Origin of the sequence: Sphingomonas sp. 67-41, assembly GCF_001899725.1 — a bacterium.
GTDB lineage: Bacteria > Pseudomonadota > Alphaproteobacteria > Sphingomonadales > Sphingomonadaceae > Sphingomonas > Sphingomonas leidyi.
Map to the genome: position 1 here is coordinate 17,895 of NZ_MKWJ01000026.1, position 26,263 is coordinate 44,157.

Genomic DNA, 26,263 nt, shown 5'->3' on the forward strand with positions numbered 1-26,263 from the left:
GCGCCCTCCGGTTAGATCCTGTGGGCGCAAGGGCTATGTTGCAGCGCGCCGAAACGCAAGCGTTGCCGTTATGTTTCGCGCGTCGCGGCGATCAGGAATTCAACATTCCCCTCGGGCCCGGTGATCGGGCTGGCGGTGACGCCGACGACGGTCCAGCCCTGCGCGGCAACCCATTCGGACACTTCGCGGCAGACGCGCTCGTGCACCGCGGCATCGCGCACCACCCCGCCCTTGCCCACTTCGTCGCGCCCCGCCTCGAACTGCGGCTTGATCAGCGCGGCCAGCCGGGCGCCGGGCCGGGCAAAGCGGAACGGCACTTCGAGCACCTTGGCCAGGCCGATGAAGCTCGCGTCGCAGACGATCAGGTCGACCAACTCGGGAATGTGCGCCTCGGTCAGGATCCGCGCGCTGGTCTGCTCATGGACGATGACGCGCGGGTCCTGGCGCAGCTTCCAGGCGAGCTGGTTGGTGCCGCTGTCCACCGCATAGACGCGGGCCGCCCCGTTGCTCAGCAGCACGTCGGTGAAGCCGCCGGTCGACGAACCGACGTCGATCGCCACTGCCCCGGTCACGTCCCAGCCGAAATGCGCGAGCGCGTGCGCCAGCTTGATCCCGCCGCGCGACACCCAGGGATGGTCGCGCCCCCGCACGTCGAGCGGCGTCTCCTCCGGGAATTGCTGGCCGGGCTTGTCCACCTTGCGATCGCCCGCGAACACCAGCCCCGCCATGATCAGCGCCTGGGCACGCGTGCGGCTCTCGGCAAGGCCGCGGTCCACGAGCATCTGGTCGGCACGCTGCTTGGGCATGCGCTTCCCTTTAGGTCCGTTTCGGCCCGGCGCAACTGGCCATCATTCCGTCGCAAGGCTTATTGCCTACTAATTCAATGGGAATAAATTGGAGCTCCGGCCTGCCCTCCCGTTGGAGTGCAATTGCAATGAGTATCTTCGCTCCGTTCGACGAACATTCCCCGATCGTCCTCACCGTCCCCGGGCTCGGTGGCTCGGGGCCCTCGCACTGGCAGACGCTCTGGGAACAATCCCGTCCCGATACCAGCCGAGTCGAGCTCGGCATGTGGGACACGCCGCACCGCAACGCCTGGGTGACCAGGCTCGACCAGGCGATCCGCGGCGCCCAGGCGCCGGTGGTGCTGGCGGCGCACAGCCTGGGCTGCCTTGCCGTCGCCTGGTGGGCCGAGCTCTCGCCCCAGCCCTTTGGCTGGCCGGTGGCGGGCGCGTTGCTGGTGGCCCCCGCCGATGTCGACCGGCCGGAGGTGAAGTCCGAGCTTGCCGGCTTCGCCCCCGCGCCGGCCAAGCCGCTCCCCTTCCCCTCGATCACCGTGGCGAGCCGCGACGATCCCTGGATCGGCATCGATCGCGCCCGCGAGCTGGCCAAGGGCTGGGGCAGCTTCTTCGTCGACGCCGGCCCGCAGGGGCACCTCAACGCCGCCAGCGGCATCGGCTGGTGGCACGAGGGGCAGGAACTGCTCGACCGCGTGCTCGATGCCGCCTCGGACCGGTCCGGCCGCGTCCGGACGGCGGCGGATGCGCGCTCGCTGCTCGCGATCAACGCAACCGAAGCCGCCCAGGCGCATTATCTGAGTCGGCATGCATGATTCGGCGTGTGGCCGGTGCTTCCGGACGCACGCCACTGGTAACTGCCCGCAAATCCCCTAAATAGGGAGTGCGGGCGTGGCCGGGTGGCGTACCCTAGAGCGTCACCCGGCCTACCCGCGCCTTTTCCTTTTTCCTTCCGCCAGCGCCTCCGCCCGGGTACACCGGTGTCATGGATCGTCGAGACCTGCTTGCCGCCGGCCTGGCCGGCCCATTGCTCCCGCTTGCCGCCAGGGCCGTGCCGCACGGGCCCCTCGCCCCCGATGCCAGCATCAACCTCTGGCCGGGGGAAGCGCCGGGCCTGCTCGACCGGGCGCTGCAGGATCATGTCGCGGTCCGCAGTGCCGATCCGGGCTTTCCCGATCGCGCGATGGATCATGTCCGCACGCCGCGGCTCGACATATTCCGGGCGACCCAGCCGAATGGCGCCGCGATGCTCGTCATTCCCGGCGGCGGCTATGCCCGCGTCGTGGTCGACAAGGAGGGCTATGAACTGGGGCCGTGGCTCGCCGCGCGCGGGATCACTGCCTTCGTGCTCTTCTACCGCCTGCCCGGCGACCCCTGGCGCGATCCGAGCAACGTCGCCCTGGCGGATGCGCAGCGCGCCATGCGGCTGATCCGATCTCGCGCAGCCGAGTGGCAGGTCGACCCCGAACGCGTCGGCGCGATGGGCTTCTCCGCCGGCGGGCACCTCTGCGCCGATCTCGCGGCCCGCTTCGGCCGCAAGCTCCATGCGCCCATCGACGCCGCCGATGCCCTCGACGCGCGCCCGATCGTCGCAGCGCCGATCTATCCGGTCGTCTCGATGGACCCGGGCTTCGCGCATATGGGCTCGCGCACGCTGCTGATCGGCAAGGAAGCCACGCCCGGCATGGCCACCGAGCATTCCCCCGAGCGCCAGGTCGGTGCCCATACGCCGCCCTGCTTCCTCTGCCATGCCGAGGACGACGCCACCGTGCCGATCCAGAACACGATCGCCCTGCGCGCCGCGCTGAAGGCGGCGGGAGTGCCGGTGGAGACGCATCTGTTCGAGCAAGGCGGCCATGGCTTCGGCTGGGGGCCGCGCACCCTGGGCAGGCCCGCACATGCCTGGCCCGAACTGTTCCTCGCCTGGGCCAGGGGGCACGGCCTGCTGGGCTAGGCTGGAAACGCAAGCAAGCATCTGATCTTCCTCGGTCATCCGCGCTTGCGCGGGGATGACGGGGTTCGCTGAACGAGTCCCCGGACCTGGCGTCCGTGCCCGATATCCGATGCGCGTCCCCGGCCCGGTTGCACGGCGCCGCTGCCCGCTCGAGATTCGTGCGCATGTTATGTTGTATCTTTAACTCGCTTGCCCTATATCCGCGCCATGCCGGTGAGTCTTCCGTTGGCCCGCTTGTGGGGCGGCATTGATGCGCGTCTCGATCGTATCGCGATCGGGATCAGCGGGCTGTGCCTCGTCCACTGCGTCACGACCACCATATTGCTCACCGTGATTTCCTCGGCCGGCGGCCTGCTCAACCCGGCGATCCACGAGGTCGGCCTCACCCTCGCGATCGGCTTCGGCGCCTTTGCGCTGGTCAAGGGCGTGATGTCCCACGGCTATATGGCCCCCGCGGTGGTGGGCGCCTTCGGGCTCGGCATCATGGCGGGCGCATTGTCGCTGCCGCATGGCGATTTCGAGATTTTCTGGACTTTGGTGGGCGTCAGCCTCGTCGCCCTGGGCCATGATCTCAACCGGCGCGCCACCTACTGAACTTGCCGCGAGGGGCCTGCGGGCCTACATCATATCCATGCACGCGCACGACCATCACGAGCATCACGGCAACGACCTGACCAAGGCCGCCCAGGCGACGCTGGAGAAATCCGGCGAGCAATGGACGACGATGCGCGAACGGGTGTTCGAAGCGCTGGCGGGCTTCGACAAGCCAGCCTCCGCCTATGACATTGCCGAGGCCGTCTCGCGGGCGGAGGGGCGCCGGGTCGCCGCCAACAGCGTCTACCGCATCCTCGACCTGTTCGTCGGCGCCAATCTCGCGCGGCGGGTGGAGAGCGCCAACGCCTATATGGCGAACACCCATCCCGACTGCCTGCACGACTGCATCTTCCTGGTCTGCGACAATTGCGGCCAGACCACGCACATCGACGACGATTCGATCACCAAGACGGTGCGCGCCGCCGCCAAGGACATGGGCTTCTCGCCCGAGCGGCCGGTGATCGAAGTGCGCGGCAAGTGCGCGGATTGCGACTGATCGCCCTTCCTGCACGGCGCCTGCACGCAAAATCCACACGCGCAAGGTTCGACTTCCCGGAATCGGAGGAGTAAGGGCAGTCGGATGGCCGATCTACCCAGCACGCCGCTGCTCGATACCGTCGATACGCCCGAGGATCTGCGCAAGCTCGATCCGAAGCAGCTTCGCCAGCTCGCCGACGAGCTGCGCGCGGAAACGATCTCGGCCGTGGGCTCGACCGGCGGGCATCTCGGCTCCGGGCTCGGCGTCGTCGAACTGACCGTCGCCATCCACTATGTCTTCAACACCCCCGACGACCGGCTGATCTGGGATGTCGGGCACCAATGCTATCCGCACAAGATCCTCACCGGCCGCCGCGACCGCATCCGCACGCTGCGCCAGGGCGGCGGCCTGTCGGGCTTCACCAAGCGCAGCGAGAGCGAATACGACCCGTTCGGCGCGGCCCATAGCTCGACGTCGATCAGCGCCGCGCTGGGCTTCGCGATCGCCAACAAGCTGGGCGACAAGCCGGGCAAGGGCATCGCGGTGATCGGCGACGGCGCGATGAGCGCGGGCATGGCCTATGAGGCGATGAACAATGCCGAGGCCGCGGGCAACCGGCTGGTGGTGATCCTCAACGACAACGACATGTCGATCGCGCCGCCGGTGGGCGGGCTCTCCGCCTATCTCGCGCGGATGGTGTCGTCGTCCGAATATCTGGGGCTGCGCAGCCTCGCCAAGCGTGCGATCCGCAAATTCTCGCGCCGCCTGACTGCGGCGGCCGGCAAGACCGAGGAGTTCGCCCGCGGCCTCGTCACCGGCGGCACGCTCTTCGAGGAGCTGGGCTTCTATTATGTCGGCCCGATCGACGGCCATAATCTCGAGCATCTGATCCCGGTGCTGGAGAATGTCCGCGATGCCGAGGACGGGCCGATCCTCGTCCATGTCGTCACCAAGAAGGGCAAGGGCTATGCCCCGGCCGAAGCGGCGGCGGACAAATATCACGGCGTCCAGAAGTTCGACGTGATCACCGGCACCCAGGCCAAGGCGCCCCCGGGCCCGCCCGCCTATCAGAACGTCTTCGCCGACCAGCTGATCAAGGACGCCGAGCACGATCCCCGGATCGTCGCGATCACCGCCGCCATGCCCTCGGGCACCGGCGTGGATCGTTTCGCCAGGGCCTATCCGGACCGCACCTTCGACGTCGGCATCGCCGAACAGCATGCGGTGACCTTCGCCGCCGGGCTGGCAGCGCAGGGCATGCGCCCCTTCTGCGCGATCTATTCGACCTTCCTGCAACGCGCCTATGACCAGGTCGTGCACGACGTGGCGATCCAGAACCTGCCGGTGCGCTTCGCGATCGACCGCGCGGGGCTGGTCGGCGCCGATGGCGCGACGCATGCCGGCAGCTTCGACGTCACCTATCTCGCCACCCTGCCCAACATGGTGGTGATGGCCGCGGCGGATGAGGCCGAGCTGGTCCACATGACGCACACCGCCGTGCTGCACGACAGCGGCCCGATCGCGCTGCGCTATCCGCGCGGCGGCGGCACCGGCGTGGCGCTTCCCCAGGTTCCGCAGCGGCTGGAGATCGGCAAGGGCCGCATCGTCCGCGAAGGCAAGACCGTGGCGATCCTCTCCCTCGGCACCCGTTTGGCCGAGGCGCTGAGAGCGGCCGACACGCTCGAGGCCAAGGGGCTCTCCACCACCGTCGCCGACCTGCGCTTCGCCAAGCCGCTCGACGAGGAACTGATCCGCCGCCTGCTCACCACGCACGAAGTGGCGGTGACGATCGAGGAAGGCGCGATCGGCGGCCTGGGCGCGCACGTCCTCACCATGGCGAGCGACCAGGGCCTGATCGATGCGGGCCTCAAGCTGCGCACGATGCGCCTGCCGGACCTGTTCCAGGACCAGGACAAGCCCGAGCTGCAATATGCCGAGGCCGGCCTGAATGCCGAGAACATCGTCGACACGGTGCTGAAGGCGCTGCGCTACAACGAAGCGGTGGTGACCGACGGGGCGCGGGCCTAGGTCAAGTTCGGCGAGCTTCCTATACCATTCCCGTCATCCCGCGAAGGCAGGGATCCAGGGTCGCAAGGCGGCGTCCCAGATAACTCTGGATTCCCGCCTTCGCAGGGATGACGAGGAAGAGCGGCGAGGGCAGGCTCCCCCCCAATAGCCCCAGGTTATGTCCGTCGAACCTATGTTCCGATGGACAGCCGCATTTGCCCGGACCACCCTCAGCGCCAAAGCGCCATCCGGGGAATATCCAATGCTGAACCGCCGTGCCTTCCTGCTGAGCTCGACCACGGCGCTGCTCACCGGCGCCGCCGTGGCGAGACCCCGGCTGGTCGCCGCGAAGCAGCAGAGCGTCCGCGGGGCGAGCGCGCCGATCGAAATTGTCGACGACGAATGGGGCACGCCGCACATCCGCGCCGCAACCATCCCCGATGCGTTCTTCGGCCAGGGCTATGTCGTCGCGCGCGACCGGCTGTTCCAGATCGACTTGTCGCATCGCCGCGAGATGGGCCGGCTGGCCGAAGCGTTCGGCGCGCGCTTCGCCAGGCACGACGCCAATGCCCGCCTGTTCCACTATCGCGGCGACATCGACGCCGAGCTGCGCCGGGTGCCGGCCGATGTGCTGGCCTGCGCCCAGGCCTATGTCGCCGGCATCAATGCGCGCATCGACGAAGTGATTGCCGATCCCTCGCTGTTGCCGCTCGAATATCGCATCCTCCAGATCGTCCCGATCCGCTGGGACCTGCGCGACCTGGTGCGTGCCCGCGAAGCCTCGAGCGGCAATGTCGACGACGAGATCCGCCGCGCCCGCCTCGCCGCCCTGGGGTTGCTCGATCTCGACGCGATCGTCGCCCCGCTCCGCCCGGCCTGGTCGATGAAGGTGCCCGACGGGCTCGACGCCGCGGCGGTGAGCGCGGCGGACCTGGGCGTGCTCAACATCGACGGCCTGCCCTGGGCCGAACTCACCGGCCAGGACCCGGCCGCCGCTTCCGCCGAGCGCGCCAATGCCGGCAGCAACGCCTGGACGGTGTCGCCGTCGCGCACCGCCACCGGCCGGCCGATCCTGGCCAATGATCCGCATCTCGGCATCGGCGGCTTCAGCCCGCGCCACATCGCGCACCTGACCGCGCCGGGGCTCGACCTGATCGGCGGCGGCGCGCCCGGCCTGCCCGGCATCATGCAGGGCCATACCGATCGCTTCGCCTTTGGCCGCACCAATTTCCACATCGACCAGGGCGACCTGTTCGTCCTCGAGCTCGACCCCGCCGATCCCGAACGCTATCGCCACGACGGCGGCTGGAAGCGGTTCGACAAGGTCGAGGAAGCGATCGCGGTGAAGGACGGCGCGCCCGTCGCGGCGACGCTGCGCTATTCGGTGCAGGGCCCGGTGCTTTCCTGGAACCCGGAGAAGCGCCGCGCCACTGCGCTCGCCACCATCGCGATGCAGCCGGGCGGCGACGGCGCCTTCGCGATGATCGCGATCAACCTGGCCCGGGACTGGGAAGGCCTGCGCAAGGCCTTCGCCCTCCACCCCTCGCCCACCAACTTCCACTATGCCGATGTCGACGGGAATACCGGCTGGCAGGTGATCGGCTTCGTGCCGGTGCGCAAGCGCGGCGACGGGCTGCTCCCCGTGCCGGGCGACGGCCGCTACGACTGGACCGGCATGCGCAAGTTCGAGGCGCTGCCGAGCGCGTACAATCCCGCCAAGGGCTGGTTCGCCTCGGCCAACCAGAACAACCTGCCCGCCGACTGGCCGCGCGACCGCATCCCCGCTTTCTCCTTCCGCGATCCCTATCGCTACGATCGCATCGCCGAAGTGCTCGCCTCCCAACCCAGGCACAGCCTGGCCGACAGCGTCGCGCTCCAGCACGACACGCTCTCGACCCCCGCCCGCCAGTTCCTCGCGCTCCTGCCGGCGGCGCCCTCGGCCGCGGCCAGGCCGGCGGCCGACATGCTGCGCGGCTGGGATGCGCGGATCGATCGCGACAGCGGCGCCGCCGCACTGTTCGAGGCAGTGTGGCGCGAGGCCGGCAAGCGCATGCTCGCCGCGATCGTTCCGGCCCGCGCCAAGGGGCTGATCAACACCATCGCCCCTTCGATCCTGCTCGACGCGCTGGCCAAGCCCGACACGCGGTTGGGCCCCGATCCCGTGGCGGCGCGCGACGCGATGCTCGATGCGGCGCTGGCCGCCGGCTGGACCGCGATCCGCGAGAAGCTCGGCCCCGATCCCGCCGCCTGGCGCTATGGCACGCTCCACCAGGTCCGCCTGCGCCACCCGCTCTCCGCCATCCCCGCCATCGCCCGCGCCTTCCCGGCGATCGAGGGCGAAGGCTCGGGCGGCGACGGCTATACGGTGATGGCGCGCTGGCTCGGCTCCGGCCCGGGCTGGCAGGTCGGCGGCGGCGCGAGCTATCTCCAGGTGATCGACGTCGGCGCCTGGGACAATTCGCTGATGCTGATCCTGCCCGGCCAGTCGATCGACCCGCGCTCGCCGCATTATCGCGACCAGTATCGCAACTGGGCGAGCGGCCGGATGCAGCCCATGCCGTTCAGCCGCGCCGCGGTCGACGCGCGCGCCGCATCGCGCACCACGCTGCGGCCGGCATGAGGCGCGCCGCCCTGCTCCTGCTCGCCCTCGCCGCCGCCCCGGCCGCGGCGCAGGATCGCGGCTTCGACAAGGCAGTGGCCGATTTCCGCGCCCTCCACCGCGCCGAGGTCGCCAAGGCCGGGATCGCCGGCAGCAGCTTCTACCTGATCCGCGACGGCCGCACGATCGTTGCCGACCATCTCGGCGAGCAGGATGCCGAGGCGCATGTGCCGGTGGATGCGCGGACCATCTATCACTGGGCGTCGATCACCAAGACGATGACCGGCATCGCGATCCTGCAGCTGCGCGATCGCGGGCTGCTGAAGCTGGACGATCCGATCATCCGCTACGTGCCCGAGCTCGCCGGCGTTCACGATCCCTTCGGCGATCCTGCCGAGATCACCATCCGCCAGTTGATGAGCCACAGCGCCGGCTTCCGGAACGGCACCTGGCCGTGGCGCGACAAGGCATGGCAGCCCTTCGAGCCGCCTGGCTGGAAGCAGCTGGAGGCCATGATCCCCTACACCGAGCTACAGTTCAAACCGGGCAGCAGGTTCGGCTATTCCAACCCCGGCATCGTCTATCTCGGCCAGGTGATCGAGCGGCTCTCGGGCGAGGATTTCGAAGTCTATGTCGACAAGAACATCCTGCGCCCGCTCGACATGCGATCGAGCTATTTCGACCGCACCCCGCCCTATCTCCTGCCCCACCGCGCCCACAGCTATTATATCCGCGACGGCAAGCGCGTGCCCGCCCCGTTCGACGTCGATACCGGCGTGACCGTCTCGAACGGAGGGCTCAACGCCCCGCTGCCGGACATGGCGAAATATGTCGCCTTCCTGCTCGGCGACCCGAAGCGCGGCGCCGAATACGACCTGGTCCTCAAGCGGGCCTCGCTCGAGGAGATGTGGCGGCCGGTGATCGACGCGGGCGAGGACTTCACCCAGGGCCGGATGGCGCCGACCACCTGGAGCGGCCTGTCCTTCTTCCTCGACCGGACCGACGGCATCCGCATCGTCGGGCACAATGGCGACCAGAACGGCTTCCGCGCCTATCTGAGCCTGTGCCCCGACCAGCACATGGGCACCCTGCTCGCCTTCAACACCGAGACGCGCGGCGTCGAGAACGATCCCGGCAACCGGAACATGCCGGAATCGCGCATCGCGCTGGCGACCGACAATCTGTGCAAGGCGGCGGCCCGGCCCGGAAAGTGATCAGCGCGCGCGGAGCAGCCGCCCGCTCTTCCCAACGCGCGCGCCGCCCTCATAGGCGGGCTTCCCATTGACCATCACCAGGTCGAACCCCTCGGCCCTGGCGAAGGGATCGACATAAGTGGAGCGCGCCTTCACCTTCGCCGGATCGAACAGGATCAGGTCGGCCTTCGCCCCAGCGCGGATCGTGCCGCGATCGCCCAGGCGCAGGATATGGGCCGGATAGCCGGTGCCCTTGCGGACCATCTCCTCGATCGTGAGCTTGCGATCGCGCACCACATATTCCTCGACCAGCTTGGCATAGGTGCCGGTCGCGCGCGGATGGCGCATGCCCGGGCCGCCATCGGTGGAGAAGGCGACATGGGGATCGACCAGCAGCACGTCCTGCAACGCCTTGTCCTGCGTGAAATGCGCCCCTGATCCGCTCTGCGGGCCGATCCTGATCAGGAAATCGGCATAATGCAGCCCGGCTTCCCCCGCCGCCTGGGCCAGCGTCTTGCCGGCATAGGGCTTGGTGCCGATCAGCAGCGCCTCGGGCCCGCCGCGGCGGGTCATGCGCTGCACCAGATAGTCGCGCAGTTCCTGCCGCCGCTCGGCCACCACCTTGGCATAGTCGGTCGGCGGCAGCGCCCATTTGGGAAAGAGGATAGCGATGCCGGTATAGCCGGCCTCGTACGGATATTGGTCGGCGGTCAGGTCGATCCCCTGGCGGCGCTTCTCGGCCAGATAGGCGAGCAGCTCGCGCGCCCGCGCCTCGCCCTTGCCGAAGACGACCTTGAGGTGCGAGATGTGCGGCCGCGCCGGCAGCGAGGAAGCGATCAGCTCGTCGATCGAGGCCTTGATATCCTCGTCATTCTCCGAGCGCATATGGCTCATCACCACGCCGCCGTACCGCGCCACCACCTTGCCGAGATTGGTCAGCTCGGGCGTCTCCGAATAGATGCCCGGCACATATTCCAGGCCATAGGACAGGCCGAACGCTCCCGCCTTCAGCTCGGCGTCGAGCTGCGCCGCCATCCGCGCGAGCCCGGCGGCATCGGGGCGGCGGACCGAATCCGGCACGCCCGCCGCGCGCCGCAGCGTGCCATGGCTGGAGAGCAGCGCGACATTGAGGTCGATCGCCGCCCGATCGGCGGCCGCCATCCAGCTGCGCGGATCCAGGTCCTTGCCCAGCCGGGGGCCGCTGCCGTCCTGGCCGAGCGTGATCGTGGTGACGCCCATCGCGAGAAAGGCCTCGTAGCTCTCGTCGAGCGGGTCGCCATGGCTGTGCATGTCGATGAAGCCCGGCGCGAGCACCCGCCCCTCGCCGGCGACGATCCGCATCGCCCCGCCCGCGGCCGAGGGCGCCGAAACCTCGACGATCCGGTCGCCGGCGACCAGCACATTGGCCAGGCGCGGCGCGGCGCCCGTCCCGTCGACGAGCAGCACTTCGCGGAACAGGATCTCGGGCTCGGCCGCCAGCGCGATCAGGCCGGGCCAGCTCGCCAGCCCGCCGGCAGCCACCGCCCCGCCAATGGCCTGTCGCCGTGTCAACCGCTGGGTCATCCCGCTCCCCCGTTATTGTCTTGCCCGGCAGGACTATGCGCGGAAGGAGAGCGAAGGCGAATCCCTAAAAATGATTAACCTCATTGCTTCCGCGCATGGGAAGCGGGGATGGGAGCGGAACCCGATCGAGGTCTGACCCAGCCGGTCGCCTGCCCGCGCTTCCAAAGGGGGCCGAAGCCAATTTGCCTTCCCCTATCGATGGTCAAATCGGTCCGGATCGGGACTCGCCTTGGCCACGTATCGCCACTAGACCTCGCCACGTGCTGCAGATGACTTCGCTCCCCGCTTCCGCCCGCCCGCGCGCCCTTGCCCATTGGCTGTTCGCCGTCGCGGCGCTGATCGTGCTGATGGTGGTGATCGGCGGCATCACCCGCCTCACGGAATCGGGCCTGTCGATCACCGAATGGAAGCCGCTGTCGGGCGCGATCCCGCCGCTCACCGATGCACAGTGGCAGGCCGAGTTCGCCCATTACCGGCAGATCGGCCAATATGAGCAGCTGAACCGCGGCATGACGCTGGCCGAGTTCAAGAACATCTTCTTCTGGGAATATCTCCACCGGCTGCTCGGCCGCGTCATCGGGCTCGCCTTCTTCCTGCCCCTGGTCTGGTTCGCCGTCCGGCGCGCGATTCCGCAAGGCTATGGCTGGCGGCTGACCGCGCTGCTCGCGCTGGGCGGGCTGCAGGGCGCGCTCGGCTGGTGGATGGTCCAGTCCGGGCTCAACAAGACCAGCACCGCAGTGGATCATTTCTGGCTTGCCGCGCACCTGCTCACCGCGCTGTTCACCCTAGGCGGCATCGTCTGGACCGCGCTCGACCTGCTGGCGCTCGCCCGCAACCCGATGGCACCTCCCGCCCGGCTGACCGGCCTCGCCACCGGCGTGCTGCTCGTGCTGTTCGTCCAGCTCTTCTACGGCGCGCTGGTCGCCGGGCTCGATGCCGGGCTGGTGACCGACCAATGGCCGCTGATGAACGGCCATTTCTTCCCGGGCGTCAGCCAGACGGGCCAGAGCCTCGGCCATGTCCTCTTCTCCGATCCGGCGGTGGTGCACTTCATCCATCGCTGGTGGGCCTGGGTGGCGGTGGCGGGGCTGATCCTGCTCGCGCGCAAGGTGCGCGCCACGAGCCGCCGCGCCTCGATCGCGATCCACAGCGCCTTCGGCACCCAGATCCTGCTCGGCATCGCCACGGTGATGGCCGGGGTGCCGATCTGGCTCGCCGCGCTCCACCAGCTCACCGGCGCGCTGGTGGTGATCGCCACCGTCTGGGGCGCGCATGTCGCCGGCGCCCGGGCTGCCGCTTGAGCGAGCTCGCGCTCTTCTACGTGACCTTCGCCACCCGCGCGGATGCCGAGCGGGTGGCGGAAGCCGTGCTCGACGAGCATCTCGCCGCCTGCGCCAACATCCTCGCCCCCTGCACGTCGCTCTATCTGTGGCACGGAGCGCTGGAGAGAGCGGAGGAAGTGCCGGTGCTGTTCAAGACGCGCCCGATGCTCGCCACGCGCCTGCGCGATCGGATCGCTGCGCTCCATCCCTATGAACTGCCGGTGATCGAGAGCTGGACCGCTACTGCCAGCGAGCAGGTGGCCGCCTGGGTGGCAGGCGAGACGCGCTGATGCTGCTCGCGGCGATCATCCTCCAGGCCAGCACGGCCGCCTTCGCCCCGCCGCTGGATGCGCCGAGGCGCGTGGTGACCGAACGCCGCGACGGCGCCCGCACCTATCGCATGGAGCGCGATATCCGCTTCGCGCGCGTGGACAAGGGCTATCGCGCCGAAGTGACGCTGCGCGCCGGCATCGGCGAAACCCCGGACAGCAGCGGCGCTGCCTATGAAGCCGGGTTCGGGGCATTTGCCGGCAGCACGATCGTCTTCCATCTCGATCCGCGGGGCGTCGTCGTCGCGATCGACGACATGCCAGCGCTGTGGGAGCGCTTCTGCCGGCGTGTCGCCGAAGTGGCCGCCGCCCGGCATGCCCTGGCGCCGGCGGAACGCGAGAAGCTCGCCGCGCGCATCGCGGCCCCGCTCCGCGCGCTGCCGGTCGAACGCCGGCGCGCGATGCTCGCCTCGCTCGTGGTGGCGGTGATTGCGGACGAGGCGACAACCCCCGGCAGCACGCCGGTCCGCCTGCCCGGCCAATCGGCCTATGGCGGCACGATAGCGCTCGAGGGGCGGCGCACCGTCGTCGCCCTGCCCGACGGCCTGCTCCGCAGCACCGTCCGCGCCGATGCGGCCGACATGGCGTTCGAACGCGTGACCGACATGGATCCCCGCACCGGGCTGATCACCCGCAACAGCAAGACGCTGCGCATCCGGGCGGGCGGCCTGGAGAGGGTCAGCGTCACATTGCTCACCGTGGAACGGGCCGCCGACTAGGCCATGGTATCCCAGTACCCGTCAGCAAACCCGCGCTTTTCTTGACTTTCTCCGCGCGAATCGTCAGAGGGCCATCAACCGCGCTGCCCGGAAGGGTGGCGCGCTTGCGTTTCATACTCGAAAGGTCTCGCCCATGAAGGCGCTGATGAAGACCACCAAGTCGGCCAAGCCGGCCGAGGTGGAGAAGAAGTGGCACATCGTCGATGCCGACGGCCTGATCGTCGGCCGCGCTGCCGTCGTGATCGCCAACGTCCTGCGCGGCAAGCACAAGACGAGCTTCACCCCGCACGTCGATTGCGGTGACAATGTCATCGTCATCAACGCGGACAAGATCCGGTTCACCGGCAAGAAGCTGGCCCAGAAGGTGTACTACAAGCACACCGGCTATGCGGGCGGCATCAAGGGGATCACCGCGGGCAAGGTGCTCGAGGGTCGTTTCCCGGAGCGCGTGCTCGAAAAGGCCGTGGAGCGCATGATCCCGCGCGGTCCGCTGGGCCGCCAGCAGATGCGCAACCTGCGCATCTACAACGGTGCTGAGCATCCCCACGAAGCGCAGAACCCCGAGGTCCTCGACATCGCCGGCATGAGCCGCAAGAACAAGGTGGGCGCATAATGTCCGACAACCGCCAGTCCCTTTCCGATCTCGGCGCCATCGCCGCCGGCGAGCAGGCCGTGGCCACCGAGGCCCAGGCTTCGGCCGACACCCGCGCCGAGGCGTATCTCGCCGGCCAGCTCGACGCACCGTCGACCCCGGCCGTGCTGCGCCAGCAGGAGCTCGACAAGTTCGGCCGCGCCTATGCGACCGGCCGCCGCAAGGATGCCGTCGCCCGCGTATGGCTGAAGCCGGGCACCGGCAAGATCACGATCAACGGTCGCGATCAGGAAGTCTATTTCGCGCGCCCGACGCTGCGTCTCGTCATCAACCAGGTGTTCGGCATCACCGAGCGCGAGGGCCAGTATGACGTCGTCTGCACCGTCAAGGGTGGCGGCCTTTCGGGCCAGGCCGGCGCGGTGAAGCACGGCATCAGCCAGGCGCTCACCAAGTACGAGCCGATCCTGCGCACCCCGGTGAAGCAGGCCGGCTTCCTGACCCGCGACAGCCGCACGGTCGAGCGCAAGAAGTATGGCCGGGCCAAGGCTCGCCGCAGCTTCCAGTTCTCGAAGCGCTAAGCGGTTCTTCACGGAACAACGAAGGGGCGGTCCGGCGACGGGCCGCCCTTTTCGTTTGTGCGCCGGCCCCGACCGCGGCTAGCCTCGCGCCATGGCGCTCGACCATCCCGACACGGTCCGCATCCTGGCCTTCCTCGACGAGATCGGGATCCCGGTGTCTCGGGGCAGGATCGAGGGCGAGAGCTTCCTGCCCGGCATCGAGGTGCGCAGCGGCGGGCTGGTGCTCGATCCGGCCCGGCCCTTTCACCCCGGCGACCTGCTCCACGAGGCCGGCCATATCGCCGTCACCGACCCCGCCGACCGCCCGACACTCTGCGAGGTCCGCGACGATCCGGGCGAGGAGATGGCGGCGATCGCCTGGTCCTATGCCGCTGCCCGCGCGGCCGGCATCGATACGCGCACGCTGTTCCATGCCGATGGCTATCTCGGCGGCGGCGAAGCGCTGGCGGCCGCGTTCGACCGCGGCGCCGGGCCCGGGCCGCCGATGCTGCAATATTTCGGCATGTCCGCCGAGCCGCACCAGGCCGCCGCGCTGGGCCTCCCCGCCTATCCCCGAATGGCGCGCTGGCTGCGCTAGAGGCGCGCCAGCCAGCCGGTATAGTGGACCACCGCGCCGAGCAGCGGCAACGCTACCCCCACCTCGAAGCGGAAGCGCCCATCCTCCTGCCATTCGCGCGCGGCGATGCGGGGGGCCAGCAAACGCGGCATCGGCACGCCGAACGCGCTCCAGCGCCGCAGCACCATCCGCAACCCCTTGTCATCCGAGGGGAGGTCGAAGGCGAAGCGCAGCGGGCCGAAACGCTCCGCGACGCCCTGCCCCGCCTGGCCGAGTTCGCTCGAAAAGGCATGGCCACCGAAATCCCGCGTCCAGCATTCCTTGCCATTCCTGGCCGCGAAGGCGACGCGGAGCGGATAGCTGCCGCTCGGCGGGAACCCCATCACCCGCCCGACCAGCCAGGCCAGGCCCCTGCCTCGGCGCACCTCGCCCTCCCCCTCCGCGCCGGCATCGCCACATAGCGCGTGCATGGCACGCACCTGTTCCGGCAGCCGCGCGAAGCGCGCACCCATGGCCCGCGCGTAGAGCGGATCGACCGCATGCTCGCGCACCGCATGGCGGATGGCCAGGCCGGCGAAGAGCGGCTCGAACCGGTCGAGCGTCAGCAGCCGGCTCGCATCCTGTGCGCCCGGCGGCACGCGACCGGCCAGAATGTCCCCGGCGAGCAGTTCGGCCGCCAGCGTGGGAATTTCGGGCCCGTCTCCGCGATCGGCGATCAGCGTCCAGCGCCGGCGGACACCTGCCCCAACCAGCGTTACCGACATCGCCGATCGGTCGCTCCCGGCCCAGGCGGTGATCCGCTGGAGCTTGTGCAGCCAGGGCGCCGCGCCGCGCAGCGTCCGGAGCCACCCCCAGCGGACCGGCCAGCTCAGCAGCCACAAGGCGAGCATCTGGAACCCGAGCTCGGTACCGGCACGGAAAGTCGTGGCGGGGCGGCCGGGCAACAGTTCCGGCGCCAGCGACAGGTCCGGCACTTCGGCGAGCGCGATCCAGCGGCGGAGCGGGGCCGCCTCTCCTTCGATGGCGAAACGCTCGCGGCGCAGGTCCTGCCAGCCGGTCGCCTGCATCCAGCGCTGGCCGCGCCAGACGCGCACCGGCTTGCCGACATAGGAGAGGATCGCGGCCGCCACCGATGGGCCGGCCACTGCCCGGTTCGAAGCGCTGATGGCGATGTCGATGCGCTCGACCTGCGGCAGTCCCGCCGCCAGGGCACGCACCACGGCGCCGGAAAGCGCCGGCACGCTCGAGGCGCCGCTGACGATCGGCACCGCCACCGCCGGGCCCTTGTTGAGCGCCGCGATTCCCGTCACGAAATCGCGCGAATCCGCCAGGTCGAGATAGGGGATGCGCATCGCGATGCACGCCTCGGGCACCGTATAGCCGCTGCCCTGGAACGGTCCCGCCGCATCGATCACCAGGTCGGGCCGTTCGCGCGCCAGCACCATGCCGATCCCGTTGGTCCGGTCCGCCACAACGGGTTCGGCGCCGGGATGCCCGGCGCAGAACGCCGCGGCCCTGTCGTGGCTCCGCCCGGCGACCAGCACCTCATGCCCCGCCGCAAGCAGTCGCCGGCTCAACCGCGCCCCGAACCCGCCATAGCCGCCGATGACGAGGATGCGGCTCATTCGGCGCCGTCCGGCACCACAATGTCTCCGCCGCGGACCGCGCAAAAGGCCAGCCCGCCGACCAGTCCCGAACCACCGAACCACAATATCGCCGAGAGCAGCGCTTCCAGGTCCGGCCTGCCACCGAGGCCAAGTAGCGACATTGGTATCGCACCGATCAGAAAGCCGGCCAAACCCGCATTCCACATGCGCAGCGGCCATCGATCAACCAGCACCAGATAGATCGGAAGCGCAATGAAGACCAGGTGACCGAATGCGAGAATCAGGGCGATGAAGAAGCAGAGCAGGAACAGGTCACCGGCGAGACTGCCCGCGAGGAGCATGAATCCGATCGAGCCGGCCAAGGCGGCGGCGAGGATCGCCGCGCAGCAGGCAATGGGGCCGCGCCCGCTCATTCCACCGGGTCCGCGAACACGCAGAGCTGGTGGACCAGCTCGCCAAGCCAAGGATGCACCAGGTCGAGACTGAACAGGAAACGTCCGCCGCCCAGATCCATATGCCCCACCGTCAACGCCCCGGGCATCGCCCAGGCCGGCAGCTTCACCCGCAGCCCGCCCAGTTTCAGGAAATAATGATCGCTCACGAACAGGAGCGCGCCACCCGCTTCCTCCAGCCGGAGTGCGATGCCCACCCCAAGCCCCAGATATTCCTCGATGCCCGTCGGCCCGGCAAAGCGCTTGGCGCTGTGGATAACCTGTGGAAAACCCTGTGCACGGCCATATTGCCGCGTCCAATACTGCCCCTGGCCGTCGGCATCGGCGGTGACGCTCACGCTGGCCGAGACGCCCACGTCCGTGCCGAGCGGCAACGGCGCGCCGATCAACCGCGCGGCCTGCGCCAGCAGCCATCCCGCCCGGCTGATCCGGCATTCGGCGACTTCGCCGAGATAGGAGACACAGGCCCCGGCCTCGATCTTGCGCAGGAAACGGCGGCGCGTCGCGGGCGGCAGGAACAGCCAGCGTGCGCCGAGCAGCCGGGCAAAGGGGCTGTCGTCGTCGGCGCGGCAGGGCGCGCCCATTCGATGCCAGTCGGCGTAACGGGCCAGCGCGCCAGGCGCATATCCGATTGCCACGCCCATATGCCACCCTTTCCGCGGCCGGGGGCCGCTATTCAGCCTTGCCCTTGGGAAGGAAGCTCAGGATCCGCTTGCCCAGCCGGATCAGCGTCATCAGCCGTCCCGGCGGCACGCTCATCATCTGCTGGTACCAGTCGTCGATCGTGACGACGAAATCCTGCATCGCCTCGATCCGCCCGCGCGCGACGTCCGAGATGCGGCCGTCGCGCCTGGCTTCCTCGGTGCACACGCGCAGCGCCGCCACTGCCGGATCGATCTCGCGCTCCTTGCGGCCCTGGGCGATGCGCGTGAGCATCTGCATCAAGTCGACCTCGGCCTCGTAATGATCGCGCCGGTCGCCCATCACGGGCACGCGGCGGATCAGCTTCCAGCCGAGCAACTCCTTGAGACTGTTCGACGTGTTGCTCCGCGCGATGCGCAGCGTGTCGCTGATCTCCTCGGCGTTGAGCGGCCGGTCCGAGAGATAGAGCAGCGCATGGATCTGGGCGACCGAGCGGTTGACGCCCCACTGCCCCCCCATCTCGCCCCAGTGCAGCACGAACTGCTGCACCGCGATCGGCAACTGAACAGCATTGTCCGTAATTTCTGTCATAACAGAAATATGAGACACGATTGCGGAAGAGTCAACCGCTGTCGGACTGCGCATTCCGTCGCATGTTCCGATCGTCTCGTCGCCGTTCGCGCCGTTGCGGCTGCGCAACTACCGGCCGGATCCGCGCCCTTGCGCCGGGCACAATCGCGCTGAAGCCCGTCTTAGGTATTTCCGCAGGTTGCTGGGATTCCGCCGGCAAACTATGCAGATTCGCGCAGGTCGCGACTTCTCGCGGCGGCGGGGGAAAATTGGTGTTCCGGCAACGAAAACTGGCCGCGCTTGGCGCGGCGCTCGGTTTGCTCGCGCTCGTGGGTTGCGATTCGGGCGGCGGGGGCACGTCGTCGGGCGGCGGCGGCGTGGTCTCGACACCCGGACCGACGCCCACGCCGGCCGTGTTCACCGAGGGGGACGCCGCCCGCCTCGCCAAGCAGGCGAGCTTCGGCCCCACGCCCGATCTGATCGCCCGGATCAAGCAGCTCGGCGCCACTGCCTGGGTCGACGAACAGCTCGCCGCGTCCAGCAGTTCCTACGCCGATCTCGCCACGGAAGTGCGCCGCGATTTCTGCGCGAGCGGCGACACGGTCTGCTCGCGCGCCCATTTCAGCCGCACGCCGGTGGCGATGCGCTTCTACGCCAACGCCATCGCCGGGTCCGACCAGCTGCGCCAGCGCACCGCCTTCGCGCTCGGCCAGATGATCGTCGCTTCCGAAGCCGAGGTGAACTCGACCGCGGGCATCGCCGCGTTCAATCAGATCTTCCTCGCCAACGCCTTCGGCAATTATCGCGACATCCTCCAGCAGGTGACGATGAGCGGCTATATGGGCGACTATCTCGACATGGCCGACAGCAACAAGTCGGGCCCGTCGGAGAATTACGCCCGCGAGCTGCTCCAGCTGTTCTCGATGGGGCCGGACCAGCTGAACATGGACGGCAGCTTGAAGCGCGACGGCAGCGGCGCGGCCATTCCCAATTATGCGACCGACGACATCAAGGGCGTCGCCAAGGCGCTGACCGGCTGGACCTATGCCCGGGTCGGCGGCGCCGCGATCACCGACGGCAATGCCCGCGACTATTCCAAGCCGATGATCCAGGTCGCATCGCGCTATGACACGACCGAGAAGAAGTTCCTCGGCGCCACCGTCGCCGCGGGTGCCACGCAGGAAGCCAGCGTCGCGGCGGTGGTCGATGCCGCGTTCAACAGCGCTTCCACCGCGCCCTTCGTCGCGCGCCACATGATCGTCCACCTCGTCACCGCCAATCCGAGCCCGGCCTATGTCGGCCGCGTGGCGGCGGCGTTCGCGGACAATGGCAAGGGCGTGCGCGGCGACATGAAGGCGGTGGTCCGCGCCACCCTGCTCGACGGCGAGGCGCGGGCGGCGCCCACCGCCGCCGGCGGCAAGCTAAAGGAACCGGTGCTGCTGATGACCGCGCTCGCCCGCGCGATCGGCTTTGCGACCGACGGCTATGTCTTCACCACCCGCGATGCCAATCTCGGCCAGCCGGTGTTCCGGGCGCCTTCGGTGTTCAACTTCTATCCGGACGACTTCCCGCTGCCCGGATCGACGGTGCTGAAGAGCCCGGCCTCGAAGCTGCTCAATACGTCCAACGTGCTGCGCTGGCACAATTTCGTCTATGACTGGACCGTCTCGGGCGATGCCAATCGCAGCGAATATGCGCTCGATTCCGGCCTGCCCATGTCCTCGCTGACGCAGCCCCTGTGGGCGACCTGGGAAGCCTATGGCACCGATCTCGACACGATGGTGTCGCGCATCGACCTGACCTTGTTCGCCAATACGCTGAATCAGGCGCAGAAGGACGCGCTCAAGGCCGCTGCCACGCCGATCACCAATGCCGATGCGAATGTCCAGGCGCGCCGCCGCGCCCAGACGATGCTCTACGTCGCGGCGACCAGCCCGATGTTCCTGGTCGACCGCTGAGGAGCCGGACCGATGACGATTTCCCGACGCGACTTGCTCAAGGTCACCGCCGGCGCGAGCGCGCTCGCCGCGATCGGCCAGCTCGGCCGCACCACCGCCATCGCCGCGCCGAGCGGCAGCTATCGCGCGATGGTGGGCGTGTTCCTGTTCGGCGGGAACGACGGCTGGAACATGGTGATCCCCACCGATGCCCGGCACCCGCAATATCTCGCCTCGCGCGGCACGGTGGGCATCGCGGCCAACCGGCTGACCGCGCTCACCGGCGCCCCCTATGCGCTCCATCCGGCGATGGCGGCGCTGCGCCCGCTCTGGGACGAGGGCAGCCTGGCGCTCGTCCTCAATGCCGGCACCCTCTTCGCCCCGCTCACCAAGGCGACCTATCAGTCGCGCGCCGATCTGCGCCCGATGAACCTGCTCAGCCATTCGGACGAGCAGGCGCACTGGCAGGGCCTGCGCGCCCGCGACTTCGCGACCGACGGCTTCATGGGCCGCCTGACCGACCGGATGGGCACGAGCGCGGTCCCGTCGATGATCTCGATCGCCGGCTCGAACCTGGCGGTGATCGGCAAGACCAGCTCGGCGCTGGTGCTGCCTTCCACCGGCACGCTCATGCGTTCGGGCTATTCGAGCATGAGCAACGCGGCGAACAACGCCAAGAACGCCGCGCTCACCACCTTCTCCTCGGCCGCCGGACTGGGCGACGTCGCGGAGGCGAGCGCGCGCGCCATCAATGCCAGCTATGATCAGGCGACCACCGCCAACACGATCATCTCGGCGAACAGCACGCTCGACGGCTATTTCGTCAACCCGGCCACCGGCGCCGCGCTCACCAGCGACGTCGCGCGCCAGCTGATGCGCGTCGCCCGGATGATCGATGCGCGGGGCAGCCTGGGCCATGGCCGCCAGACCTTCTTCGTCAGCCAGGGCGGGTACGACAACCATTCGGGCCAGACCAATGGCGGCACCAACGATACCGGCACCCATGCGAACCTGCTCGGCGACCTGGCCATGGCGCTGGCCGGCTTCCACCGCGCGATGCAGGCGATCGGCATGGCCGAGAACGTCACCAGCTTCACGATGAGCGACTTCGGCCGCACCTATCGCGGCAATGCCCAGAACGGCACCGACCATGCGTGGGGCAGCAACCATCTGGTAGTCGGCGGCAATGTCGCGCCCGGCGGCATCTTCGGCGCCTATCCGGACCCGGTGCTCGGCGGCGCCACCGATGTGAGCAGCGAGGGTCGCTTCGTTCCCGCCGTGGCGCAGGAGGAGTATATCGGCGCGATCGCCCGCTGGCACGGCGTCGCCGATGCGGACCTGCCCTATGTCTTCCCCAACTGGTCGACCTGGAGCACGGGCGGGCGCGGGCCGCTGGGCCTGTTCCGAACTTAGGTTCCTCCGCGCTTAACTGCGTATCGGGATTGCGCTATCGTTCCGCTCCGGTAATGGGGCGCGGCTTTGGGGGAGGCGGACGATGGCCAATCTCTATCGCATTACACCGTTCATGCACGTGCCGGATTTCGAGAAGGCCGTCTGGTTCTTCACCGAGGTGCTCGGCTTCACGCTCTATTTCCGCACGTCCAACTATGCGTATGTCCAGCGCGAACAGGCAGCGTTCCGCCTGCTGGAGAATGTCGGCGACGACGGTGCCCCGCCGGGCAATCGCCGCTTCTGCTATTATGTCGACGTCGAGGATGTGGAAGCGGTCGCCGACGAGCTGAGACCCAAGGCGCACCTGCTCAACGATGGCGACATCCACGGACCGGTCGACCAGATCTATGGCCAGCGCGAACTGATGGTGGTGGCGCCGGACGGCAATCTGCTGGTGTTCGGGCAGGACATTTCGAAGCGCTAGACTGTCTCGCCCAACATGGCAGCTAACCGAGCTTTCTGGCAGCAACCGGAACACGCTCCCCCAGAATGATCGCAAGCGCTTCCTTCATCACCGAAGCCGCTTCCTCGACGCCGACAGCTTCCTTGTTGAGCGACTTCTTCACGCCTTGGCTGCCCCGAATCCAAGTGACCCGCGCCTGCTCCGATTGACCGTCGTATCTCCGCAGGATCATCGAGGTAGCGAGCGCCTTGCCCCAAACGGGATCCTCGCCATAGGCGATGCCCTGGATGATAATTTCATAGTGGCAGGCCGCTCCGCCCTTCGCCAGGCGGGGCCCCTTCTTCTTCACTGTCACGGCATCCATCGCGGGCTCGATGACCAACGCGATCGGCTGCTTGCTCGCCATCAGCATTGCCCAGTCCAGCGATCGATAGACCTCGGCCTGGCGCTCCGGCGACATCACTTCGGCGAGGTTGTCCTTGGCAGTCGGCGCATTGTGGGTGCCGCCCATCGTCCCACCCAGGAAGATGCTGCTGGTCGTGGCGGCAAATCGGGTGGTGGGCCAGATGTGCACTTCACACCCCTGCGCCCGAGCAGGTGCCGGCGACAGCGTCGCCAACGCGCACAACAACAAAGACCCGCCGAACCGCATGGATATTCCCCCTTCTTGCGGCCAGGATGTCCGGGGAGTCGGCAAACCGCAAGTGGGCCATCGCCTAGAGCGCCACGCTCCCCTCGCCCATGAACCGCGCCCGGGTGGAGAAGCCCGTGCCCGCCACGCTGAGTTCGTTGAACGAAGGCGGGCGCGCCCGCACCCGCTCTGACAAGGTGCCCGCCCCGATCAGGCGCACCGTCCGCTCGCCGATCCGCCGCTCGATATCGAACGGATCATGGACATGGCCGGTGAGCACCGCATCCACCCCCGCCCGGGCCAGCGCGTCCAGGGCCTGGGCCCCGCAATGCGTCTCCGAGGTCGTCCGCGTGCCACCCTCCACCAGCGGGTGATGGCAGGCGACGAACACCAGCCCGCCCGGCGGCACCGCTTCGACCAATGCCAGCGATGCCCGCAGTGCCCGGCCGCTGACATAGCCCTTCGACCAGTCGAGCCGCCACTGGAAGCGCGCGGTGGTCTTGAGCGGCACCACTGCCACGCCCTTCACATCGAGCGGCCGCTCGATCATCCGTTCGAGCGCATGGTAGCGCCGGTAGGGCGCCACGAACCGCGCCCAGGGATTGAACCACGGCAGGTCGTGATTGCCCACCTCCACCGTCACCGGCCGGCCAAGGCCCTTGAGCCACTGCGCAGCGGCCGAGAATTCCTTCGCCCGCGCCTGCATCGTCAAGTCGCCGGTCACGATCACAGCGTCAGGCTGCTCTTCGCGCACCCGCGCGGCGAACCAGTCGAGCGCAGCGCGGTCCTCCCGCCCGAAATGCACGTCGCTGACATGGAAGAGCCGCGTCATTCCGGCCCCTTGCGCGTCGCGATGAAGGCCTTGCGGCTTATCCCCGCCGTGATCGGGGTTCCCGGCGCCAGCGGAACCGGCTCGCCATCGAACAGCGCCAGCACCGGCTTCTTCCCGCGGGCGGCGAACTCGCGGGTAAGGCCCTCGCTCACTGCATGCGCCGCGACCCAATCCCCGGTCAGCCATTCCCAGCCCAGTTGCGCGATCGCGCTCCAGTCGCGCGCGTCCACCGCCGCTACGTGCAGTTCGCCCTTCTCGGGCCGGACGAATACCGCCTGATAGCGGCCCGCGAGCGCCGATACGCCGGAGATGCGGATGCCGCTGCCGCCGAACGTGCGGTTCCATGCAACATGGGCCGCCTGGAACAACCGCCGGAACGCCCCCTTGCGCACCGCCTCGCGCGCGCGGAACCAGGCAGTGGCGGGCCCCATGATCAGCCCGACGAACGCACGATGCCCGGCCGCCTGGACATAGGGCAGGGCGATGCGGGTGGCTTCGTCGTGCGCGGCCTGGACGATCGCCCGGGGATCGAGCGTATCGTGCAGCGACTTGGCGAGCAGGTTCATCGTTCCGCCCGGCAGGATCAGGAAGCTGCCCTCCCATGCCCTGAGCGCCGATAGTGCAGCGTTGATCGTTCCGTCGCCCGCGAACAGCACCACGGTATCGATCCCGTCCCGATCGAGATCGGGCCCGGCGGGCATATTCTGCTCCGGAAACTCGGTGCGGCCGACCAGCGTCAGCCCGCGCTCCGTGAACACGCCCTCGAGCGCATCGCATTTGGCCCTGGTGGTGGATCCCGAGCCGGGGTTGGTGATGAACCAGAGTCTTTCCATCCGGATCGTAACGCCCGAGATATGATTTGGCTCAACCGGATCTCAATAACGATAGAGCCGCATCTTCTGGATGCCGAACTGCCCGGGCGGCAGGCGGACGTGCCGGCCCTGGTGCGTCTCGTCGCCGTTGAGTTTCCGGCCGGCGACCCATTTCCCGTCGACGAACTTGCCCTCCTCGACGGTATCGAGGCCGATGCGCGGCCCGAACGTCACCGTGATTCCGCTGCCCGCGACCAGATAATCCTCGCCGCCCAGCCAGAGCAGGATCCCGCCATGCTCGGCCGGCTCCTGCTTGTCCTTCGGCGTCCAGGGATCGACGAACCCGACGGTCAGCGCATAGCCACCCAGCGTCGCCGTCTGCGGTGCGCTGTCGACCGCGCCTTCGAAGCCCACCGGCGGCGCGAACCCCGCGCGTGCCCTGGCCGCGAATAATGCCGGGGTCAGTTGCTCGAGCATCGCATAGAAGCTGCCCAGGCGGTCCTTGTCGGCAATGTTCTCGATCGCGAAGGGGCTGAACCCGATCGCGCCATGTTTGCCGATCGCCCGCATGGCGTTGGCCGGCGCGCGCGGATCGCCCGCCTGGTTCGCCTCGGGCACGAACAGGGGGTTGCCAGGCACGGTATAGCCCTCGACGATGCCCGCGAAGTTCGGGAAGTAGATGTCGGGCGCGAGCATATCGATCGCAGGCGCGGCATCCCGCCATATCTGCATCAGATGCGCGAGCGGGCCGCCGCTCGGATATTCGCCCGGCAGCTTGCCCGGCCGCCCCTGCGCCCCGTTGACGTACATCGGCAGCGCGTATTCGCGCTTGCCGGCCTCGGCCACCGCATTGGCCCAGCGCGCATAATGATGCGCGGTGAACCCCTCCTCGCCGCCCTTCCACCTGGCGAAGGCGGCGTCGGCCAGCGGGCCGTGCTCGCGCGCGGTCGGCAGGAAGCCGATCTCGTTCTCCACCTGCACCATGAGCACGGTGTGCCGGTCGCCGTCGATCGCCTTCAGATGCTTCATCAACGCGGCAAAGGCCCGCGCATCGGCGTCGCGCGTGGCCATGCCGAACACCGACAGGATATCCTGCGGCTGCCCATCCTCGCCGGTCGAGCGCAGGAAGCGCTTGCCGTCGCGCTTCACCCAGGCGGGCACATAGGTCGACATGCTGTTCTTCCAGCTGCCGAACCACAGCAGCACCAGCCGCATGTCGTTGGCCCGCGCATCCTCGACCAGCCAGTCGAGGCTGGAGAAGTCGAACCGGCCTTCCTCGGGCTCGATTGCCTCCCATGTCACCGGCGCCAGCACCGTGTTGAGATGCAGCGCCTTCAGCCGCTGCCAGTGCGGCCTGAGCCACGCGCGGTCGGTGGCCGAGCTATTGCCCAGTTCGCCCCCCCGGATCAGGAACGGCTTGCCGTCCACGATCAGCCGTCCGCCCTCCATATGCGGCATCTGGGCGAAAGCGGGGGTGGCAAGCAGAAGGGCGAGCGCAGGGAGCCAGCGGAGCATGGCAAGCACAATAGTCTGATTTAATCGCACATGGGAACCGCGCATGGCGCGTCGTCCGCGATTCGCGGCAATGTCTTCGGAATCAAGGAGAAGCTGGAGCGGGTAGCGGGAATCGAACCCGCGCTAGAA

26 protein-coding genes are annotated in these 26,263 nt (G+C 68.6%); 16 read left to right on the forward strand and 10 right to left on the reverse strand.

What is annotated here, in order from left to right:
- Window positions 1–68: 68 nt before the first annotated feature.
- Window positions 69–806 carry a TlyA family RNA methyltransferase gene (locus BGP17_RS19820; protein WP_167301000.1) on the reverse strand — a complete coding sequence of 246 codons (738 nt, stop codon included), beginning with the start codon at window positions 804–806 and terminating at the stop codon, window positions 69–71.
- A 128-nt stretch (window positions 807–934) separates the two neighbouring features.
- Between BGP17_RS19820 and BGP17_RS19825 the strand changes: the two genes are divergently transcribed.
- The 7 genes from BGP17_RS19825 (at window position 935) to BGP17_RS19855 (ending at window position 9,643) form a co-directional block, all read left to right on the forward strand.
- Window positions 935–1,612, forward strand: a complete 678-nt coding sequence (locus BGP17_RS19825; protein WP_167301001.1) for an RBBP9/YdeN family alpha/beta hydrolase — start codon at window positions 935–937, stop codon at window positions 1,610–1,612.
- A gap of 170 nt (window positions 1,613–1,782) precedes the next feature.
- The gene (locus tag BGP17_RS19830) at window positions 1,783–2,751 is read left to right on the forward strand and encodes an alpha/beta hydrolase (RefSeq protein ID WP_167301002.1); all 969 of its coding nucleotides are present in this window, start codon (window positions 1,783–1,785) and stop codon (window positions 2,749–2,751) included.
- Window positions 2,752–2,958: 207 nt separating this feature from the next.
- On the forward strand, window positions 2,959–3,345 hold the full coding sequence (locus BGP17_RS19835) for a MerC domain-containing protein (protein ID WP_167301183.1): 387 nt from the start codon (window positions 2,959–2,961) through the stop codon (window positions 3,343–3,345).
- 37 nt (window positions 3,346–3,382) lie between these two features.
- On the forward strand, window positions 3,383–3,841 hold the full coding sequence (locus tag BGP17_RS19840; protein WP_167301003.1) for a Fur family transcriptional regulator: 459 nt from the start codon (window positions 3,383–3,385) through the stop codon (window positions 3,839–3,841).
- A gap of 84 nt (window positions 3,842–3,925) precedes the next feature.
- The gene (dxs, locus tag BGP17_RS19845) at window positions 3,926–5,851 is read left to right on the forward strand and encodes a 1-deoxy-D-xylulose-5-phosphate synthase (protein WP_167301004.1); all 1,926 of its coding nucleotides are present in this window, start codon (window positions 3,926–3,928) and stop codon (window positions 5,849–5,851) included.
- A 241-nt stretch (window positions 5,852–6,092) separates the two neighbouring features.
- Window positions 6,093–8,450, forward strand: coding sequence for a penicillin acylase family protein (locus tag BGP17_RS19850; protein ID WP_286713325.1), 2,358 nt, complete (start codon window positions 6,093–6,095; stop codon window positions 8,448–8,450).
- The gene (locus BGP17_RS19855) at window positions 8,447–9,643 is read left to right on the forward strand and encodes a serine hydrolase domain-containing protein (RefSeq protein WP_286713326.1); all 1,197 of its coding nucleotides are present in this window, start codon (window positions 8,447–8,449) and stop codon (window positions 9,641–9,643) included. The genes BGP17_RS19850 and BGP17_RS19855 overlap by 4 nt, the downstream gene beginning before the upstream one ends.
- Here the strand turns inward: BGP17_RS19855 and BGP17_RS19860 are convergent, their stop codons facing one another.
- Window positions 9,644–11,185, reverse strand: coding sequence for an N-acyl-D-amino-acid deacylase family protein (locus BGP17_RS19860; RefSeq protein WP_286713327.1), 1,542 nt, complete (start codon window positions 11,183–11,185; stop codon window positions 9,644–9,646). It abuts the gene before it with no gap.
- A 269-nt stretch (window positions 11,186–11,454) separates the two neighbouring features.
- On the opposite strand from BGP17_RS19860, the gene BGP17_RS19865 reads away from it, so the two are divergent.
- The 6 genes from BGP17_RS19865 (at window position 11,455) to BGP17_RS19890 (ending at window position 15,302) form a co-directional block, all read left to right on the forward strand.
- The gene (locus tag BGP17_RS19865) at window positions 11,455–12,486 is read left to right on the forward strand and encodes a COX15/CtaA family protein (protein ID WP_286713341.1); all 1,032 of its coding nucleotides are present in this window, start codon (window positions 11,455–11,457) and stop codon (window positions 12,484–12,486) included.
- Window positions 12,483–12,797, forward strand: a complete 315-nt coding sequence (cutA, locus tag BGP17_RS19870) for a divalent-cation tolerance protein CutA (protein ID WP_167301008.1) — start codon at window positions 12,483–12,485, stop codon at window positions 12,795–12,797. Before BGP17_RS19865 ends, cutA begins: the two co-directional genes overlap by 4 nt.
- Window positions 12,797–13,555, forward strand: coding sequence for a hypothetical protein (locus BGP17_RS19875; RefSeq protein ID WP_286713328.1), 759 nt, complete (start codon window positions 12,797–12,799; stop codon window positions 13,553–13,555). Before cutA ends, BGP17_RS19875 begins: the two co-directional genes overlap by 1 nt.
- A gap of 133 nt (window positions 13,556–13,688) precedes the next feature.
- Complete coding sequence (gene rplM / locus BGP17_RS19880) at window positions 13,689–14,168, forward strand: 50S ribosomal protein L13 (RefSeq protein ID WP_086131156.1); 480 nt, start codon at window positions 13,689–13,691, stop codon at window positions 14,166–14,168.
- On the forward strand, window positions 14,168–14,725 hold the full coding sequence (gene rpsI, locus BGP17_RS19885) for a 30S ribosomal protein S9 (protein ID WP_167301010.1): 558 nt from the start codon (window positions 14,168–14,170) through the stop codon (window positions 14,723–14,725). The genes rplM and rpsI overlap by 1 nt, the downstream gene beginning before the upstream one ends.
- Before the next feature lie 91 nt (window positions 14,726–14,816).
- Entirely contained in the window at window positions 14,817–15,302 is a 486-nt protein-coding gene (locus BGP17_RS19890; protein ID WP_167301011.1) for a hypothetical protein, read from the forward strand.
- Here the strand turns inward: BGP17_RS19890 and BGP17_RS19895 are convergent.
- The 4 genes from BGP17_RS19895 to BGP17_RS19910 are packed head-to-tail and all read right to left on the reverse strand — an operon-like array spanning window position 15,299 to window position 18,573.
- Window positions 15,299–16,906: a saccharopine dehydrogenase family protein gene (locus BGP17_RS19895; protein ID WP_286713330.1), complete on the reverse strand. Its 1,608-nt coding sequence runs from the start codon at window positions 16,904–16,906 to the stop codon at window positions 15,299–15,301. The genes BGP17_RS19890 and BGP17_RS19895 overlap by 4 nt on opposite strands.
- Window positions 16,903–17,250 (reverse strand): hypothetical protein, encoded by a 348-nt coding sequence (locus tag BGP17_RS19900; RefSeq protein ID WP_286713331.1) that lies wholly within the window; start codon window positions 17,248–17,250, stop codon window positions 16,903–16,905. Before BGP17_RS19900 ends, BGP17_RS19895 begins: the two co-directional genes overlap by 4 nt.
- A 47-nt stretch (window positions 17,251–17,297) precedes the next feature.
- Entirely contained in the window at window positions 17,298–17,984 is a 687-nt protein-coding gene (locus BGP17_RS19905; protein WP_286713332.1) for a DUF4166 domain-containing protein, read from the reverse strand.
- A gap of 28 nt (window positions 17,985–18,012) precedes the next feature.
- Complete coding sequence (locus BGP17_RS19910) at window positions 18,013–18,573, reverse strand: GbsR/MarR family transcriptional regulator (RefSeq protein WP_137865016.1); 561 nt, start codon at window positions 18,571–18,573, stop codon at window positions 18,013–18,015.
- 251 nt (window positions 18,574–18,824) lie between these two features.
- Between BGP17_RS19910 and BGP17_RS19915 the strand changes: the two genes are divergently transcribed.
- From BGP17_RS19915 to BGP17_RS19925, 3 genes are all read left to right on the forward strand, one after another.
- Window positions 18,825–20,510 (forward strand): DUF1800 domain-containing protein, encoded by a 1,686-nt coding sequence (locus BGP17_RS19915; protein ID WP_286713333.1) that lies wholly within the window; start codon window positions 18,825–18,827, stop codon window positions 20,508–20,510.
- A 12-nt stretch (window positions 20,511–20,522) separates the two neighbouring features.
- Window positions 20,523–21,902, forward strand: coding sequence for a DUF1501 domain-containing protein (locus BGP17_RS19920; RefSeq protein ID WP_286713335.1), 1,380 nt, complete (start codon window positions 20,523–20,525; stop codon window positions 21,900–21,902).
- Window positions 21,903–21,984: 82 nt separating this feature from the next.
- Window positions 21,985–22,365 carry a VOC family protein gene (locus tag BGP17_RS19925; protein ID WP_167301016.1) on the forward strand — a complete coding sequence of 127 codons (381 nt, stop codon included), beginning with the start codon at window positions 21,985–21,987 and terminating at the stop codon, window positions 22,363–22,365.
- A gap of 22 nt (window positions 22,366–22,387) precedes the next feature.
- On the opposite strand, the gene BGP17_RS19930 is transcribed toward BGP17_RS19925, so the two are convergent.
- From BGP17_RS19930 to BGP17_RS19945, 4 genes are all read right to left on the reverse strand, one after another.
- Window positions 22,388–22,996 (reverse strand): hypothetical protein, encoded by a 609-nt coding sequence (locus BGP17_RS19930; RefSeq protein ID WP_286713336.1) that lies wholly within the window; start codon window positions 22,994–22,996, stop codon window positions 22,388–22,390.
- Window positions 22,997–23,060: 64 nt separating this feature from the next.
- Complete coding sequence (locus tag BGP17_RS19935) at window positions 23,061–23,807, reverse strand: metallophosphoesterase family protein (protein WP_167301017.1); 747 nt, start codon at window positions 23,805–23,807, stop codon at window positions 23,061–23,063.
- The gene (locus tag BGP17_RS19940) at window positions 23,804–24,640 is read right to left on the reverse strand and encodes a diacylglycerol/lipid kinase family protein (protein ID WP_286713338.1); all 837 of its coding nucleotides are present in this window, start codon (window positions 24,638–24,640) and stop codon (window positions 23,804–23,806) included. Before BGP17_RS19940 ends, BGP17_RS19935 begins: the two co-directional genes overlap by 4 nt.
- A 42-nt stretch (window positions 24,641–24,682) precedes the next feature.
- Window positions 24,683–26,134 (reverse strand): DUF5597 domain-containing protein, encoded by a 1,452-nt coding sequence (locus tag BGP17_RS19945; protein WP_286713339.1) that lies wholly within the window; start codon window positions 26,132–26,134, stop codon window positions 24,683–24,685.
- Between the last annotated feature and the right edge of the window lie 129 nt (window positions 26,135–26,263).

Bases quoted from the DNA above. Each gene is read 5' to 3' on its own strand.
- BGP17_RS19820 (WP_167301000.1), bottom strand. From the start codon at position 806: ATGCCCAAGCAGCGTGCCGACCAGATGCTCGTGGACCGCGGCCTTGCC.
- BGP17_RS19825 (WP_167301001.1), top strand. From the start codon at position 935: ATGAGTATCTTCGCTCCGTTCGACGAACATTCCCCGATCGTCCTCACC.
- BGP17_RS19830 (WP_167301002.1), top strand. From the start codon at position 1,783: ATGGATCGTCGAGACCTGCTTGCCGCCGGCCTGGCCGGCCCATTGCTC.
- BGP17_RS19835 (WP_167301183.1), top strand. From the start codon at position 2,959: ATGCCGGTGAGTCTTCCGTTGGCCCGCTTGTGGGGCGGCATTGATGCG.
- BGP17_RS19840 (WP_167301003.1), top strand. From the start codon at position 3,383: ATGCACGCGCACGACCATCACGAGCATCACGGCAACGACCTGACCAAG.
- dxs (WP_167301004.1), top strand. From the start codon at position 3,926: ATGGCCGATCTACCCAGCACGCCGCTGCTCGATACCGTCGATACGCCC.
- BGP17_RS19850 (WP_286713325.1), top strand. From the start codon at position 6,093: ATGCTGAACCGCCGTGCCTTCCTGCTGAGCTCGACCACGGCGCTGCTC.
- BGP17_RS19855 (WP_286713326.1), top strand. From the start codon at position 8,447: ATGAGGCGCGCCGCCCTGCTCCTGCTCGCCCTCGCCGCCGCCCCGGCC.
- BGP17_RS19860 (WP_286713327.1), bottom strand. From the start codon at position 11,185: ATGACCCAGCGGTTGACACGGCGACAGGCCATTGGCGGGGCGGTGGCT.
- BGP17_RS19865 (WP_286713341.1), top strand. From the start codon at position 11,455: ATGACTTCGCTCCCCGCTTCCGCCCGCCCGCGCGCCCTTGCCCATTGG.
- BGP17_RS19875 (WP_286713328.1), top strand. From the start codon at position 12,797: ATGCTGCTCGCGGCGATCATCCTCCAGGCCAGCACGGCCGCCTTCGCC.
- rplM (WP_086131156.1), top strand. From the start codon at position 13,689: ATGAAGGCGCTGATGAAGACCACCAAGTCGGCCAAGCCGGCCGAGGTG.
- rpsI (WP_167301010.1), top strand. From the start codon at position 14,168: ATGTCCGACAACCGCCAGTCCCTTTCCGATCTCGGCGCCATCGCCGCC.
- BGP17_RS19890 (WP_167301011.1), top strand. From the start codon at position 14,817: ATGGCGCTCGACCATCCCGACACGGTCCGCATCCTGGCCTTCCTCGAC.
- BGP17_RS19895 (WP_286713330.1), bottom strand. From the start codon at position 16,906: ATGAGCCGCATCCTCGTCATCGGCGGCTATGGCGGGTTCGGGGCGCGG.
- BGP17_RS19905 (WP_286713332.1), bottom strand. From the start codon at position 17,984: ATGGGCGTGGCAATCGGATATGCGCCTGGCGCGCTGGCCCGTTACGCC.
- BGP17_RS19910 (WP_137865016.1), bottom strand. From the start codon at position 18,573: ATGACAGAAATTACGGACAATGCTGTTCAGTTGCCGATCGCGGTGCAG.
- BGP17_RS19920 (WP_286713335.1), top strand. From the start codon at position 20,523: ATGACGATTTCCCGACGCGACTTGCTCAAGGTCACCGCCGGCGCGAGC.
- BGP17_RS19925 (WP_167301016.1), top strand. From the start codon at position 21,985: ATGGCCAATCTCTATCGCATTACACCGTTCATGCACGTGCCGGATTTC.
- BGP17_RS19930 (WP_286713336.1), bottom strand. From the start codon at position 22,996: ATGCGGTTCGGCGGGTCTTTGTTGTTGTGCGCGTTGGCGACGCTGTCG.
- BGP17_RS19935 (WP_167301017.1), bottom strand. From the start codon at position 23,807: ATGACGCGGCTCTTCCATGTCAGCGACGTGCATTTCGGGCGGGAGGAC.
- BGP17_RS19940 (WP_286713338.1), bottom strand. From the start codon at position 24,640: ATGGAAAGACTCTGGTTCATCACCAACCCCGGCTCGGGATCCACCACC.
- BGP17_RS19945 (WP_286713339.1), bottom strand. From the start codon at position 26,134: ATGCTCCGCTGGCTCCCTGCGCTCGCCCTTCTGCTTGCCACCCCCGCT.